11 protein-coding genes are annotated in these 15337 nt (G+C 71.0%); 5 read left to right on the top strand and 6 right to left on the bottom strand.

Going from position 1 to position 15337, the window contains the following annotated elements; translation table 11 throughout:
• Positions 1-13 precede the first annotated feature (13 nt).
• From ACIBK4_RS37155 to ACIBK4_RS37140, 4 genes are read left to right on the top strand one after another with little or no spacing between them, the layout of a single operon-like run.
• The gene (locus ACIBK4_RS37155) at positions 14-2212 is read left to right on the top strand and encodes a beta-galactosidase (protein WP_399002127.1); all 2199 of its coding nucleotides are present in this window, start codon (positions 14-16) and stop codon (positions 2210-2212) included.
• Complete coding sequence (locus ACIBK4_RS37150) at positions 2209-4764, top strand: beta-glucosidase (protein WP_399002125.1); 2556 nt, start codon at positions 2209-2211, stop codon at positions 4762-4764. The genes ACIBK4_RS37155 and ACIBK4_RS37150 overlap by 4 nt, the downstream gene beginning before the upstream one ends.
• The gene (locus ACIBK4_RS37145) at positions 4761-6323 is read left to right on the top strand and encodes a DUF4038 domain-containing protein (protein ID WP_399002123.1); all 1563 of its coding nucleotides are present in this window, start codon (positions 4761-4763) and stop codon (positions 6321-6323) included. The genes ACIBK4_RS37150 and ACIBK4_RS37145 overlap by 4 nt, the downstream gene beginning before the upstream one ends.
• Positions 6324-6328: 5 nt before the next feature.
• Positions 6329-9031 (top strand): family 78 glycoside hydrolase catalytic domain, encoded by a 2703-nt coding sequence (locus ACIBK4_RS37140; RefSeq protein WP_399002121.1) that lies wholly within the window; start codon positions 6329-6331, stop codon positions 9029-9031.
• 26 nt (positions 9032-9057) lie between these two features.
• On the opposite strand, the gene ACIBK4_RS37135 is transcribed toward ACIBK4_RS37140, so the two are convergent.
• Positions 9058-10239: an aminotransferase class V-fold PLP-dependent enzyme gene (locus tag ACIBK4_RS37135; protein WP_399002119.1), complete on the bottom strand. Its 1182-nt coding sequence runs from the start codon at positions 10237-10239 to the stop codon at positions 9058-9060.
• Positions 10240-10376: 137 nt separating this feature from the next.
• A complete protein-coding gene (locus tag ACIBK4_RS37130; protein ID WP_399002117.1) occupies positions 10377-11270 on the bottom strand; it encodes a LysR family transcriptional regulator in 894 nt (297 codons plus the stop codon).
• Between the two features lie 258 nt (positions 11271-11528).
• On the opposite strand from ACIBK4_RS37130, the gene ACIBK4_RS37125 reads away from it, so the two are divergent.
• A complete protein-coding gene (locus tag ACIBK4_RS37125; protein ID WP_399002115.1) occupies positions 11529-11942 on the top strand; it encodes a DUF6069 family protein in 414 nt (137 codons plus the stop codon).
• Positions 11943-11969: 27 nt separating this feature from the next.
• On the opposite strand, the gene ACIBK4_RS37120 is transcribed toward ACIBK4_RS37125, so the two are convergent.
• From ACIBK4_RS37120 to ACIBK4_RS37105, 4 genes are read right to left on the bottom strand one after another with little or no spacing between them, the layout of a single operon-like run.
• The gene (locus ACIBK4_RS37120; RefSeq protein WP_399002113.1) at positions 11970-12770 is read right to left on the bottom strand and encodes an inositol monophosphatase family protein; all 801 of its coding nucleotides are present in this window, start codon (positions 12768-12770) and stop codon (positions 11970-11972) included.
• The gene (locus ACIBK4_RS37115) at positions 12754-13431 is read right to left on the bottom strand and encodes a glycerophosphodiester phosphodiesterase (RefSeq protein WP_399002111.1); all 678 of its coding nucleotides are present in this window, start codon (positions 13429-13431) and stop codon (positions 12754-12756) included. Before ACIBK4_RS37115 ends, ACIBK4_RS37120 begins: the two co-directional genes overlap by 17 nt.
• Positions 13428-14516, bottom strand: a complete 1089-nt coding sequence (locus ACIBK4_RS37110; protein ID WP_399002109.1) for an ABC transporter ATP-binding protein — start codon at positions 14514-14516, stop codon at positions 13428-13430. The genes ACIBK4_RS37115 and ACIBK4_RS37110 overlap by 4 nt, the downstream gene beginning before the upstream one ends.
• Positions 14513-15328 carry an ABC transporter permease gene (locus ACIBK4_RS37105; protein ID WP_399002107.1) on the bottom strand — a complete coding sequence of 272 codons (816 nt, stop codon included), beginning with the start codon at positions 15326-15328 and terminating at the stop codon, positions 14513-14515. The genes ACIBK4_RS37110 and ACIBK4_RS37105 overlap by 4 nt, the downstream gene beginning before the upstream one ends.
• Between the last annotated feature and the right edge of the window lie 9 nt (positions 15329-15337).

The following is a 15337-nucleotide window of genomic DNA, read 5'->3' as shown; positions in this document are numbered from 1 at the left end:
TCACCAGCACCGTATGGGCACTTCCTCCTCACGCATGCTCTTCGGAGCCGCGTACTACACCGAGTACCAGCCGTACGAGCGGCTCGCGCAGGACCTGGATCTCATGGCCGAGGCCGGGTTCAGCGTCATCCGGGTCGGCGAGTCGGTCTGGTCGACCTGGGAACCCCGCGAGGGCCACTTCGAACTCGACTGGCTGCAACCGGTGCTCGACGCCGCCCACGCCCGAGGCATCAAGGCCATTGTGGGCACGCCGACCTACGCCGTCCCGCCGTGGCTGCGCCGCAAGTACCCGGAAACGGCGGCCCGTTCGGGCACCGGACAGCCCATCCCGTACGGCATGCGGCAGGACGCGGACTACTCGCACCCCGCCTTCCGGCATCTCGCCGAGCGACTCGTCCGCAACATCGTGGCGCGCTACGCCGACCACCCGGCGGTCATCGGCTGGCAGGTCGACAACGAACCCGGGCTGCGGATCTTCCACAACGACTCGGTGTTCCAGGGTTTCCTCGACCACCTCCGCGACCGCTACGGCGACGTCGAGACCCTCAACCGCCGCTGGGGGCTGACCTATTGGTCCCACCGGTTGCAGGACTGGGCGGACCTCTGGACCCCCGACGGCAACACCACCCCGTCCTACGACCTGGCCTGGCGCCGCTACCAGTCGTGGCTGACCCAGGAATACATCACGTGGCACGCCGAGTTGGTGCGCGGCCTGGTGCCGGAGGACCAGTTCGTCACCACCTGCGTCGCCCTCGGCCAACAGGGCCTCGACATCTCGGCCATCGGCCGCCCCCTCGACGTCGCCGGGGCGAACATCTACTACGCGACCCAGGACGGGCTGGCCCTGCCCGGCTCCGACGAGCCGGACGGCGGGCTGTACCCGTTCTTCGTCTCCTGGTCAGGGCCCGCCTGGCTCTACCTCCAGAACGACATGGCACGCGGCATCCGCCAGGAACCCTTCCTCGTCATGGAGACCAACGCCACCTCGATCGGCGGCTCCGCCGACAACTTCCCCCTCTACAAGGGCCAGGCCCGCCAGGCCGTGTGGAGCATGGTCGCGCGCGGCGCCCGGATGATCGAGTACTGGCACTGGCACTCCCTCCACTACGGCGCCGAGACCTACTGGGGCGGCATCCTCGGCCACAGCCTGGAACCCGGCCGGACGTACGACGAACTCGCCGCGATTGCTGGGGAGTTCAAGCAAGCGGGCGACGCGATCGAGGGGCTACGACCCCGCAGTGACGTAGCGATGCTGCTGTCCGCCGACAGCCGTTGGGCGATGGAGTTCATGGGGCCGCTCCGGGGGAACTCCCCTGCCTGGTTCGGCGATCCGCAGTCCTACGAGCGCATCGTCGCCGCCTTCTACCGGGGGCTGTTCGACGCCGGGCTGTCCGTCGACATCGTTTCCCCGGAGCAACTGCCCTTCAGTCCGGAGGAGTTGGCGGACCGCTGGCCGGTGCTCGTCGTCCCGGCGCTGTACATCGCGGACGACGCGACACTGGATCTGCTGCGCCGGTACGCCGAAGCCGGCGGCCATCTCGTCCTCACTCCGCGCACCGGCTACGCCGACGAGGAGGCCGTCGCCCGGCACACGGTCATGCCTGGTGTGCTGCGCGCTGCCGTGGGCGCGCGCTATCAGGAGTTCACCAATGCGCTGACCCCGGTCGTGATCACCCAGGGGGACGCGAACGGCCCCGCCCCGCACGGACACGCCACCGCGTGGGCCGATGGCCTGATCGCGGAGGGTGCCACCGTCCTCGCCGGGTACGACCATCCGCACCTGGGTCAGTTCGCCGCCATCACCACCCACGAGTACGGCGACGGCCGCGTGACCTACATCGGGACCGTCCCGGACCGCGAACTCTCGCACAGCCTCGCGGACTGGCTCGCCGGGGTCTCGCTCCCCGCCGACGCCTGGCGCGAGGACCGGCCGCCGACCGTCACCTGCACCTCGGCCACCGCCGCCGACGGCGCCGTCCTGCGCTTCGTCCACAACTGGGCCTGGGATCCGGTCGATTACCGCCTGCCCGGTGACGTCCGCGACCTGTTCACCGGTGAGTCCCTCGCCGCCGGCACCGCGCTCGAACTCGGTCCCTGGGACGTCCGGTTGCTCGTCGAGCACGGCGTCGAGACCCCAGGCGGGATCCACACAGACCCGGCCCGCGCCACTCCCGTCACCCCCACTTCACCCTCACCGAGGAGGACGCCGTGACCCGGCAGCCCACCACCGACGCCCCCTCCACCCCCTCCGCCACCGATGAAGTCGAGCTCGCCAGGCGTCTCGGCGCGCTCACCCTGGAGCAGAAGGTGAGGCTGCTGACCGGCGCCGACTTCTGGTCCCTCCACCCCGAACCCGCCGTTGGGCTACGGCGGTTGGTCGTCTCGGACGGACCCGCCGGAGTCCGCGGCGAGCTCTGGGACGAACGCAGCCCCTCCGCCAACGTCCCCTCGCCCACCGCACTGGCCGCCACCTGGGACGAACCCCTCGTCGAACGACTCGGCGGCCTGCTCGCCCACGAGGCACGCGCCAAGGGCGTCGACGTCCTCCTCGCCCCCACCGTGAACCTGCACCGAACCCCTTACGGCGGACGGCACTTCGAGTGCTTCAGCGAGGACCCGCTGCTCACCGCCCGCATCGGCATCGCCTATGTCCAGGGCGTCCAGGGCGGCGGAGTCGCGGCCACCGTCAAGCACTTCGTCGGCAACGACTCCGAGACCCAGCGCATGACGCTCGACGCGCGGATCGGTGAACGCGCCCTGCGGGAGCTGTACTTGGTGCCGTTCGAGCGGATCGTCGGCGAGGGCGGGGTCTGGGCCGTCATGGCCGCCTACAACGGGGTCAACGGACACCCGATGACCGAGAGCCCGCTGCTGCGCCAAGTGCTGCACGACGACTGGGACTTCGACGGACTCGTGATGTCGGACTGGTTCGCCGCCCGCACCACCGAACCCTCTGCACGCGCCGCCCTCGACCTGGTGATGCCCGGCCCGATCGGCCCATGGGGCGACGCCCTGGTCGCCGCCGTACGCAAGGGCAAGGTCGACGAGGCCCGCGTCGACGACAAGGTGCTACGCCTCCTGCGCCTCGCCGCCCGGGTCGGCGCGCTGAGCGATGTGCCCGCCCCCGCCCTTCCGCCCCACCACGACGCCGAGTCCGTGGCGGTCCGACTGCGCGAGACCGCCGCCGCCGGATTCGTACTGGCCCGCAACGAGAATGCCCAACTTCCCCTGGACGGGGCGTCATTGACCCGGGTCGCCGTCCTCGGCCCCAACGCCGCCGTGGCCCGCACCCTCGGCGGCGGCAGCGCCACCGTCTTCCCGCCCTACACCGTCTCCCCGCTCGACGGCATCCGCGCCGCCCTGGGCGACGACGTCGAGGTCACCCACGGCGTCGGCGTGACCCCGCAGACGCGCACTCCGGCGGCGGCCCTGACGTACCTCCGCCACCCCGACGGCTCCGGCGAGGGCGTCGAGGTGAGCTTCCGCGCCGAGGACGGAACCCTGCTCGGCACCGAGCGCCGCGCCGGGAGCGCCTACACCTGGATGGGCTCCTACGGCCCCGACGTCCCCATCGGCCAGGTCGCCCGGGTGGAGGTGCGCACCCTGATCCGTGCGACCGACGCCGGCCGGTACGCCATCGGCGGCTCGGGCATCGGACGCTTCCGGTTGTCCGTCGCAGGGAGCGAGGTGTTCGACGTACGCCTCCAACTCCCGCCGGGCGCCGACCTGGTGGAGGGTCTGATGACTCCGCCGCAACGTCTGCACACCGTCGAGCTGGCGGAGGGCGAGGAGACCGAGGTCGTCCTCATCCATGACATCGCCGCCGCCCAGGAGGTGGCCACTCACGACGACGACGTCTCGACGGACGACGCCCTCGGCGACGCCGTCACCATGTTCCAGCTCAACCTCCAGCCGCCGCACGGCAACGACGACGAGGAGATCGAGCGGGCCGTGGCGCTCGCCCGCGAAGCCGATGTCGCCGTGGTCGTGGTCGGCACCACCGAAGAGGTCGAGAGCGAGGGCTTTGACCGCGACAGCCTGGCCCTGCCCGGCCGACAGGACGAACTCGTCCGCCGGGTCGCCGAGGCCAACCCCCGTACCGTCGTGGTGGTCAACTCCGGAGCCCCGGTGCTGCTTCCGTGGTCCGAGGAGGTGGCGGCGGTGCTGCTCGCCTGGTTCCCCGGGCAGGAGTTCGGCAACGCCCTCGCCGACGTACTGCTGGGCGTCGCGGAACCGGGCGGCCGACTGCCGACCGGCTGGCCCGTGTCCGAGGAGGGACTGCCCGCCACCGAACCGGTCGACGGCGTACTCGCCTACGACGAGGGGCTGTTCATCGGCTACCGGGGCGACGGCCGCACCGGATGGCAACAGCCCCGCTACGCCTTCGGCCACGGACTCGGCTACACCACCTGGGAGTTCGTCTCGCTCGACACCCCGAGCGAGGTGGCCCCCGGCGCCGAACTGACCGTGGAAGTACGGATCCGCAACAGCGGCACCCGGCACGGCAAGGAGGTCGTGCAGATCTACGCCGGCCGCCCCGGCGGTGCCGTGGTGCGCCCTCTCCGCTGGCTCGCCGGGTTCGCCGCGGTCGAGGCGGCGCCGGGCGAGGAGGTCGTCGCGACGGTCACCGTGGACGCCCGGGCGTTCGAGCACTGGGACGCCGAAGTGGGCGGCTGGGCAGTCGAGTCGGGCACGTTCAGGCTGGAAGCGGGACCGTCGTCGACGACCCTGCCGCTGGCCGCCGACATCGCCGTAGGCCAGTGACGACCGGCACGCAGACGGCAGTCGGCCCTTGGCGGCAGATCGAGATCCTCCTGACCGGGACTCGTGACTACGCGAACCCTTACACCGACATCGACGTATGGGCGGAGTTCACGCACGAGTCCGGGACCGTCCTGCGCCGCCCCGCTTTCTGGGACGGCGGCCGGAGTTGGAGGATCCGGTTCGCCTCCCCGCACGCGGACGGCCGTTGGACCTGGCGCAGCGGCAGTTCCGTAGCGGACGAAGGTCTGTCCGGGCGGGGTGGATCGCTCATCGTCCGCCCCGCCACCGACGACGCCAACTCCTTTCATCAGCACGGCTTTTGGCGGATGTCGCCCGGCGGACGCAGCCTGGTGCACGCCGACGGGACGCCCGCGCTGCTGGTCGGCGACACCGCCTGGGCCCTGCCCTGGCGGGCCACCGAGGAGCAGGTCACGGAGTACGCCGCCGATCGGCGGGCCAAGGGTTTCAACGCGGCCCTGTTGATGAGCGTCCAGCCGGACATGGACGCGCGCGGACCTCGTGACCGCACCGCCGACGAGGGCTTCGACGTCGGCTTCGAGGACCTGCCCACCGGGCACGTCAATGTGCTGAACCCGGCGTATTTCCAGTACTTGGACCGGCTGATCGGGATTCTGCGCGAGCACGGAATCGTCCCCGTGCTCCAGCCGATCTTCCACGGGTTCGGATGGAAGGGCCTGCGGGTGGCGGGTCCGGTGGTCCCGCCGCAGGAGTACGCGCGCTACTGCCGTTATCTCGTGGCTCGGTACGGCGCCGGCCCGGTCGTCTACCTGGTCGGCGCCGACGGCGAGGGTCACGAACCGCAGATCGCGGCGGGCGGCGCGGAGGTGGGCCGTTGGGACGCCTACGGCCAGCCCTGCGGCATCCACTACCGGCCCCACACCGACAACTTCGCCCACCAGAGCGAGAGTTGGCTGCACTTCCAGTGGTGCCAGACCGGGCACATGGGCGGGCACGTCCAGGAACGGGTCGCCGACATGTGGCGCAACACCCCCGTCAAGGCGGTCGCCAACGCCGAGCCGACGTACGAGAACACCGGCCGACCCGGCCGCGCCGCGGGCTGGTGGCAGGGGCACGAGGCCTGGAGCAACCTCTGCGCTGGCGGCACGATGGGCGTGGTCTACGGGGCGGCGAGCCTGTGGCAGTGGCGGCTGCACGCCGGCGAACCGGGCCACGAGGAGTTCTTCCTGGCCGAGGGCGCCGGCTGGCGCGAGGCACTGGACTTCGAGGGCTCGCGCGCCGTAGGGCTGATCTCCCGCATCCTCGACGGCCTTCCCCTCACGGACATGCGGCCCGACTGGCGATCGGCCCTGGCGCCCCGGGGCCTGTCCGTCCCCGGCGTGCTGTACCTCTGCTACGCGGAGGAGGGTGGCCCGCTGATCATCACCGACCCGGAGATCGTCCCGCTCCCGTACCGCGTGGTCGACCCCCGGTCCGGCGAGACCGTCCGCGAGGGCGTACGCGCGACCGCCGGGGAACCTGTACCCGACGAGGGTGGTGCGCCGAGGGTGTACATCTGCCATGACCCGAGGGGGAGTTGAGCTCCGTGCACGTAACACCACCCACCTTCGAGCACCACCGCGAACCCTTCGGCATCGGCGAGTCCGTTCCCCGCCTCAGCTGGCGCACGATCACCGACACCGGGGACTGGCGACAGGCCGCGCACCAGGTATCGATCACCGCCGCCGACGGCACGGTCCTCGCCGACACCGGGCGCGTGGAGTCCGCCGAGTCCGTCCTCGTCCCCTGGCCCGGCCCACGCCTCGGCTCCCGGGAACGCGTCGGCGTACGCGTACGCGTCTGGGGTGAGGACGAGGACGAGCCGTCGCCCTGGTCGGATCCCGCGTACGCCGAGACGGGACTCCTGGAACCGGCCGACTGGACGGCCCGCCCCATCACTCCGGACAGCGCCCCTGTCGAGGAGTCACTGCCCGCGGCACTGCTCCGCCGCGACTTCACCCTCGCCGCTCCCGTCGCCTCCGCCCGGCTGTACATCACCGCGTACGGCGTCTACGCGGCCGAGATCAACGGCGAGCCCGTCGGCGACCACGTCCTGGCCCCCGGCTGGACCTCCTACCAACACCGCCTGCGCTACCAGACGTTCGACGTGACACCACTGCTGCGAACCGGCGAGAACACCATCGGAGCCCTGCTGGGCGAGGGTTGGTACACCGGACGCCTCGGCTTCCACGGCGGCAAACGCAACATCTACGGCGAACGCCGCGCCCTCCTCGCCCAGTTGGAGATCGCGTACGCCGACGGCACGACGCAGATCGTCCGCACCGACGAATACTGGCGTACGACGACCGGTCCCGTGCTGCGTTCGGAGATCTACGACGGCGAGGCCTACGACGCGCGGCGGGAACGGCCGGGGTGGTCCGCGCCGGGACATGAGTTGTCCGACTGGACCCCGGTGCGTGAACTGCCGCTCCCTCGTGTTGAGTTGGTGGCCCCGACGGGTCCGCCCGTGCGACGCACCCAGACCGTCGCCCCGGTCGACGTCATCACGACGCCGTCCGGGAAGACCGTCCTGGATTTCGGGCAGAACCTGGTCGGCCGACTACGCATCCGCGTCAAGGGCCCCGCCGGCCACGAGGTCACCCTGCGCCACGCGGAGGTGCTGGAGCACGGCGAACTGTGCATCCGGCCACTGCGGTTCGCCGCAGCCACGGACACCTACATCCTGCGCGGCGAGGAGATGGAGGCAGGCGAAAGTGCGGAGGCCGACGAGGGCGTGGAGACCTACGAACCACACTTCACCTTCCACGGCTTCAGATACGCCGAGATAGGGAACTGGCCCGGCCCGCTCGACCCCGCCGACATCCAAGCGGTCGTACTCCACACGGACATGGCCCGCACCGGCTGGTTCGAGTGCTCCGACCCGCTGGTGAACCGGTTGCACGAGAACGTCGTGCAGGGCATGCGCGGTAACTTCCTGGACGTCCCCACGGACTGCCCGCAGCGCGACGAACGCATGGGCTGGACCGGTGACATCCAGGTCTTCGCGCCCACCGCCTCCTTCCTGTACGACTGCTCCGGCATGCTGACCGGCTGGTTGCGTGACCTGGCGGCGGAGCAACTGGCGCGGCCGGACGGCGTACCGCCCCTCGTGGTCCCCGATGTGCTGCCGGATGCCTTCGAGGGCGTAGGGGCTCAGGCGGTGTGGGCGGATGTCGCGGTGCTTCTGCCGTGGACTCTGTACCGGCGGTTCGGGGACCTGGAGGTGCTGCGCGCCCAGTACCCGAGCATGCGGGCGTGGGGCGAGGCCACGATCCGGCTTACCGCCGAGGGGGACGGGCTGTGGCGCCAGGACTTCCAACTCGGGGACTGGCTCGACCCGCAGGCCCCGCCGGACCGTCCGGGGGAGGCGCGGACCGACGGCGACCTCGTCGCCAACGCGTACGTCATCCGCTCCGCCGAGGTCCTCGCCGAGGTCGCCGAACTCCTGGACGGGGCCGGTCAGTTGGACGACGGCAAGGAGGACGCAGCCCGGTTCCGTGCGCACGCACAGGCCGTACGCGAGCGGTTCGCCGACCAGTTCGTCACGCCGGACGGCCGACTCGCCTCGGACACGCAGACCGCGTACGCCCTGGCGCTCGCCTTCTCGCTCCTGCCGTCGGAACGCCAACGGCGGGGCGCGGCTCAGCAGTTGGCACGCGTCGTGCGCCGCGCGTCCTTCCGTATCGCCACCGGTTTCACGGGCACGCCACTGATCTGCGACGCCCTCTGCGCGGCGGGCGAGCCTCAACTCGCCTACCGCATGCTCCTGGAGAGGGAGTGCCCGTCGTGGCTCTACCCGGTGACCATGGGGGCCACCACCGTCTGGGAGCGCTGGGACTCGATGCTGCCCGACGGCACGGTCAACCCCGGGGAGATGACCTCCTTCAACCACTACGCGCTCGGCGCCGTAGCCGACTGGCTGCACCGTACGGTCGCGGGTCTCGCCACCGCCGAACCCGGCTGGCGGCGACTGCGCATCGCCCCGGTCCCGGGCGGCGACCTGACGTGGGCGAAGGCGGCCCACGACACCCCGTACGGCAGGGCCGAGGCGGGCTGGCGCATCGAGCGTGTGAAGGGCGGCCGTATGAGGGACGTCCTCGTCGTCGAGACGCTGGTGCCACCGAACGCCCGGGCCGAGGTCCAACTGCCGGACGGCAGCGCCGCGTTCGAGGTCGGCTCGGGACGCCATACGTTCCGGCGTCCCTACGCCGCCCCGGGCTGGCCGCCGGTCGCGATCCGGTTGCCGTGAGGTGAACCTCGGGCGGTCTCGGCGCCTCAGCCCGCGGTGCGGGCCAGTTCGGCTACGGCTTCGACGGCCTGGTCGAGTTCGGCCTCGGTGTTGTAGTAGTGCGGGGACAGCCGCACCAAGGGGTGGACGCCTCGGTTCTCGGTGTCGAACTGGGTGTGCTCGGCGAAGGTCGTGCTGACGTTGATCCCCTGCTTCGCGAGCGCCGCGGCGACATCGGCCGTGGGGAGGGCGTCGATCTTCGCGGTGACGATGGCGCACCGGTCGCGGCCGAGGTCGTAGGTGGTGACACCGGGCAGCGCGTCGAGGTGGTCACGCAGGTGTGCGCCGAGGGCGATGGAGCGTCGGCCGATCGCGTCCATGCCGAGTTCCAGGGCCTGTTGGACGGCCTCGCTCAGACCGAGGACGTTGGAGTAGCTCATCTCCCACGTCGCGAAGCGCCGCGCGCCGTCGTGCCAGGTGAAGCCCCGCTTGCCGTCCCAGGTCGCGGCCTCGATCTCGACGACGTTCGGGTCCAGGTATTCCAGGGCCTCGGGACGCACCCACAGAAAGCCCGTGCCGCGCGGGCCCCGCAGGAACTTGCGGCCGGTCGCGGTGAGCAGGTCGCAGCCGATCTCGGCGACGTCGACCGGGAACTGGCCCACGGACTGGGTGGCGTCCAGCAGGAAGGGAACGCCGGCCGCGCGGGTGATCCTGCCGATCTCCGCCGCCGGGTTGACCAGGCCGCCACTGGTGGGGATGTGGGTGACGCCGACGAGCTTGGTGCGCTCGTCGATCAGATCGGCCAGGGCCGCGGTGTCGAGCTGCCCGTGCTCGTCGTCGGGTACGACGACGACCTCGGCTCCGTGGCGCCGGGCGGTCTGCAGATAGGCGAGCACGCTGCTGCCGTACTCGTCCCGGCCGGTGAGGATGCGGTCGCCGGGCTTGAACGTCATGGAGTAGAAGGCCGCGTTCCACGCGTGGGTGGAGTTGTCGAACAGCGCGATCTCGTCCGGCTGCCCGCCCACCAGCCGGGCGATGTTCGCGTGGGTGGCGTCGATACGGTCGCGCTCCTGGTTGGCGGCTTCGTAACCGCCGATCGCCGCCTCCAGCTCCAGGTGGGAGGTCATGGTCTTGAGCGTCCGACGGGACAGCAGACCGGCTCCCGCGTTGTTGAGGTGCACCCGGTTCGCGGTGCCCGGGGTGTCCTGGCGGAGCGCGTCGATGTCCATGTCCTCTGCTTCCCATCTGTCCGAAGAACCCGTTCCTTCACGTTCTCAACTCGTGCCCATTCAGTAAAGTGAATGTTTCTGGATGTGAAAGGCCAAGAAATCTGATGGATGGAGCCGTCCGGCAGCGTCCGGAGCGGTCACCCCGTGCGCGCGGGCAGCCTGCCGACCGCGTGTCCGAGCGCGGCGAGGAACGCCCGGATCAGGGGATGCTCCCCGGCACCGGCGCGCACGGTCGCGAGCACGGTGCGGACGTGGACGGCGGAGGTGTCGAGCGCCAGTCGGGGGGTGCGGTCGAACCACAGCATGTCGGGCAGGAAGGCCACCGCATGGCCCTGCTCGACCAGCCGTGCGTGGGCCAGCATGTCCGCGGAGACGTAGGCGACGTCCGGCTCGAAGCCCGCCGCGTGGCACACGGAGGTCGCCCATGCGCGGGCGGGCGTGCCGGCGGGCTCCATCACCCAGGGGTGCTTGGCCAGTTCGACCACGGCCGCCACGGGCGTAGGGGTGGCGAGCCGCATGGCGTCCTCGTACAGGTGATGATGCTCGACCTCCGCAGCGCGGGCCGGTCGCGGGTGACCGGGGAACGTTTCGTCGATCACGAGGTCGAAGTCCCGGGTGAGCAGACCGGGCAACGAGGTGTCGGGCTCCGCCTGCGTGGCCTCCACCCGCACCCGGGGATGGTGCTCGCGCAGCCAGGTCAGCGCGGCGGGCAGCAGCGCGAGCATCGCCGTCTGGAAGGCCGCGACCCTGAGCGTCCCCGACACCTCCCGGAGCGAGGCCGCGATCTCCGTCTCGGCGCGCTCCAGTTCCCGTAGGGCCTTCTCCGTACGGGCGACGAGGATCTCGGCCTGCGGTGTCAGCCGGACCCCACGCCCCTCCCGCTCCAGCAGGGGCGCGCCGACCTCCGACTCCAGGAGCGTCAGCTGCTGGGAGACGGCCGAGGGGCTGTACGACATCGCCGTCGCGACGGCGGCCAGCGTGCCGCGGTACTTCAACTCCCGCAGCACCTCCAGGCGGCGCAGGTTGTACATGCCGGTCACTCCGTCCCTGTGCCACTGCGGTTCGCTTCACTGAACGATGACGGATCCCGGCCCGGCCCCGCGAGCCGGGCGGCGGGCGTTCACCCGTGGACATGATCGACCTGAACACCGGGAGTGCCGTGACGGGCACCACCGGGCAAGCGAGCTTGAAGTTTCAAACGGAGTCGGTCAGACTCTCGTTTTAGAGTTCAAACGAACCGTCTCGGGGCGGCTTGGGCTCTGCCCGGAATCTCCCTCCCTGGAGTTGTCATGTCACTTGCCTCTGATGCCGTCGCCGTCCGCCGTGGTCCGCTCGTCGTCGCGGGAGGTGTCCTCGCGGCGATCGTGCTGGCCTCCGCGGCGGACACCGTCATCGCCCAACTCGCCCTGGCCGCAGGCGCCCCCGACGACTTCCAGCCCCTCAAGGCACCGTCGTACATCTTCCTGACGACGGTCGGCATAGTCGCCGGCGCCATCGGCTGGACCATCCTGCGCAAGGTCTCGAAGTCCCCCCAGGTGCTGGTCCGTTGGCTGGTACCGACCCTCGTCGTGGTGTCCTTCGTCCCCGACTTCCTGCTCTACGGCGACGGCGGCGCGACCGGTGTCGGCGCGCTGCTCCTGATGCACGTGACGGTCGCGGCGGCCGCCGTGGTCACCTACCGCAAGGTGATGCCCCTGTCGTAGGGACACCCACGGCCGCCGTCCGACTCGCTACGCGGCGCCTACCGTCGTACGCCACAACTCCCCGGTCTCCGCCGCCGCTTGCGGCGCCATGAGCAGCAACGGCTCGCCGTATGACGGGAGTTGAGGCATGGCCACCGCACCCGCCTCGGTCGCGATGAGGAGCGCGGGCAGGCCGTCCACCGGGTGGAACTCGCCGATCGCCGCGGCTGTCGCCCGGCCCGCCGCGACCTGGACCAACGACAGCGCGGTCGAGCCCATGACCCGTGCGGTGCAGTGCCGTTCGGCCAGTTTCGCGAGGAGCGCGTCCAGGCCGGGCCAGTGCGCGTGGGCCGCCCACTCCGTCAAGAACGCGTGGCCGGTGAGCGTGGTGTGGTCCGCCGCGTGGATCGGGGTGCCGTTCAGGTGTGCGCCCTTGCCCCGCACCGCCGTGAAGACCTCGCTCCGCCAAGGGTCCGCCACCAGGCCGAGCAGCGGACTGCCGTCCGGTTCCGCGAGGCCCAGGGAGAAGGAGCACCAGCCAAGCCCGTGGGCGTAGTTGGTCGTTCCGTCCACCGGGTCGATCACCCAGTGCGGTGCGCCGTCCGACGAGCCCTGCTCGGCGCCGTACTCCTCGCCGTCGATGCCCCAGTCGGGGAACTCCCGCCGCAGCACCGCCCGTACGTGCCGCTCCACCGCCTCGTCGGTATCCGTGACGATGTCGGCCGGGCTCGCCTTCTCCCGGACCGGCCCCGCACCTCCCCGGTTCCCGTTGCGGATCGCCTCCGTCGCCCACTCGGCCAACTCCACGGCCACCCGCAGAGCACCGTCCAGGTCATGGTTGACCGTCACAGCTCTTCACCACCCCGTTCACGTCGTTGCTAATGATCGCGTCCACGCCCCAGCCGAGCAGTTCGCCGCGCCGGTCCGCGTCGTCCACCGTCCAGCAACTCACCAGCACGTCCCGCGCATGCCAGTGAGCCACCGACTCCTCGTCCAGGAACCGGTGCTCGGGATTGAAATACTGCGGGCGTACGGCCGCCAACACGCCCTCGGAAGGCGGAAGTTCGCCGTACCAACTGAGGAACAGCGTGATCCGCTCGTCGCGCGCCCGAACCGCCGCCATCGCCTCCGCCGCACCGCAGAACATGGCGACCGCTCCGAGGCCTTCGAGTTCCGCGTGCGCCGCCGTCGCGACGATCGGGTCCCCGGTGTCCAGCAGGAGCGGCACCCCGGCGGCGGCTTCCAGCGCCTCCCGCAAGGTCGGGACGGCCGGAGCGAGTTCCCTCAACTCGGCCCGCGTCAGGGCCGCGACCGACTCCGGACGGCCCCACACGCGCCGCAGGTCGTCGTCGTGATGCAGTACGACGACACCGTCCGCCGTGCACCGCAGATCCACCTCGATCGCGGACGCACCCGCGCCCGCCGCCAGCCGTACGGCCTCCAGGGTGTTCTCCACAGCGGCCCGGGGGTCACCCCGGTGCGCCACGGCCAGCGGACGTCCCGCCCTCATGCTGCCTCCGCTTCTGCTGCTACGACTGGGTCGGTCGCGTACGACAGGGCCTGGCCGACTCTCACCCGTACGACCTCGCCGCGCGCGGGTGCCGTGGCGCCGGAGACGTACGACCGCAGACGTGGGCCGCCCTCCAACTCCACGACCACCTCGGTGAAGTGGCCGCGCGGGAGGACCTTCTCGACCCGGGCGGAGGCGCCTTCCGAGGTGCTGTCGAGGCGTACCTCCTCCGGGCGGATGCCGACCGTCAGGCCCGATCCCGCCGGGCCGGTCAACTCCGCGCACGGCAGGATGACATGGCCGAGCCGTACCGTGCCCGGCGCGGCGAACGCGTCGTCGAGACGGTTGAGGCTGCCGACGAACTCGGCGGTGAACAGCGTGGCCGGCCTGCGGTACAGCTCGTCCGGGGACGCGTACTGCTCGATGCGGCCGCCGTTCATGACGGCGATGCGGTCGGCGACGCTGAGGGCCTCGTCCTGGTCGTGGGTGACGAACAGGGTGGTAATGCCCAGGCGTTGCTGGATGTCCCGGATCTCCTCGCGGACCCGTTCGCGGAGCTTGGCGTCCAGGTTGGACAACGGCTCGTCCAGGAGAAGGAGTTGGGGGCGCAGGGCCAACGCCCGTGCCAGCGCGGTGCGTTGCTGTTCGCCGCCCGAGACGTGGGCGGGGCGGCTGTCGGCGTGGTGGGTGAGGCCGACCAGTTCCAGCGCTTCCGCGACCCGGCGATCGGCCTCGGCGCGCGGGACCTTGTGCATCTTCAGGCCGAAGCCGATGTTCTGACGCACCGTCATGTGCGGCCACAGGGCGTAGTTCTGGAACACCATCGCGGTGGGGCGGCGCTCGGGCGGAACGGCGGCGTAGTCCGTGCCGCCGATCTCGACCCGGCCGGAGTCCGGGGTCAGGAACCCGGCGGCCATCCGCAGGGTGGTGGTCTTGCCGCAGCCCGAGGGGCCCAACAGGCAGACCATCTCGCCGGGTTCGACCCGCAGGTCCAGGCTGGACACGACCGTCCTGCCCCCGAGTGTCTTGGTGAGGCCGGACAGCACGAGTCCGGCGGTGGCCGTGTGAACAGTGGTACTGGTCACCGCAGTTGGAACCCTTCCGCGAGATGGCCGCCCATGATGTGCCGCCGTACGCCGAGCATCAGCAGGACGGACGGCACGGACAGCAGGAGGGAGAAGACCGCGGCGACGCCCTCGGGGTAGTTGGTGACCATGCTGTACATCGCGGTGGGCATGGTGGTGTAGGTGGGCGCGCCGACCAGCAGGGTGCCCTGGGCCTCGTCGAACGCGGCCAGGAACGACATGATCAGCGCCACCAGGATGCCGGGGCGGGCGAGCGGCAGGGTGACCCGCCAGAAGACGGTCAGCGGACCGGCGCCCGCGTCCCGGGCGGCCTCCTCCAGGCTGCGCGGTACCGCGGCGAACGCCGCCGCCGGCAGCCAGGTCATGAAGACGACCGTGCCGAGCAACTGCACGATGACCACGCCCCAGAACGTCGTCATCAGGTTCAGCGTGTAGAAGAGGGAGGCCATCGCCGCGTAGAGACCGATCTTCGGGAACGCGTTGACGGAGAACAGCGCCACCAGGAAGAAGCGGCGCCCGGGGAAGTCGCGACGGGCGAACGCGTACGCGGCGGGCAGACAGATCACCGCCGAGAGCAGCGTCACCACCGGCGCGAACACGAAACTCCAGCGCACCGCCGCCACCAGGTCCGGATTGTCCGCGACCGTCGACCACCAGCGCAGGGTCCAGCCCTGTGGGAGCAGGTCGGGATAGCGCCAGGTGTCCGCGAAGGCGTGGGGGAGCAGCCACAGCAGCGGGCCCAGGATGAACAGGGCGAGCAGCGCGGCCAGTACGGCACCGCCCGCGCGACGTGTGAGGGTCGCGATGCTCATGCGCTGCCC

The organism is Streptomyces sp. NPDC050528 (assembly GCF_044457795.1).
Taxonomy (GTDB): Bacteria; Actinomycetota; Actinomycetes; order Streptomycetales; family Streptomycetaceae; genus Streptomyces.
This window is presented reverse-complemented; position numbering and strand designations above follow the sequence as displayed.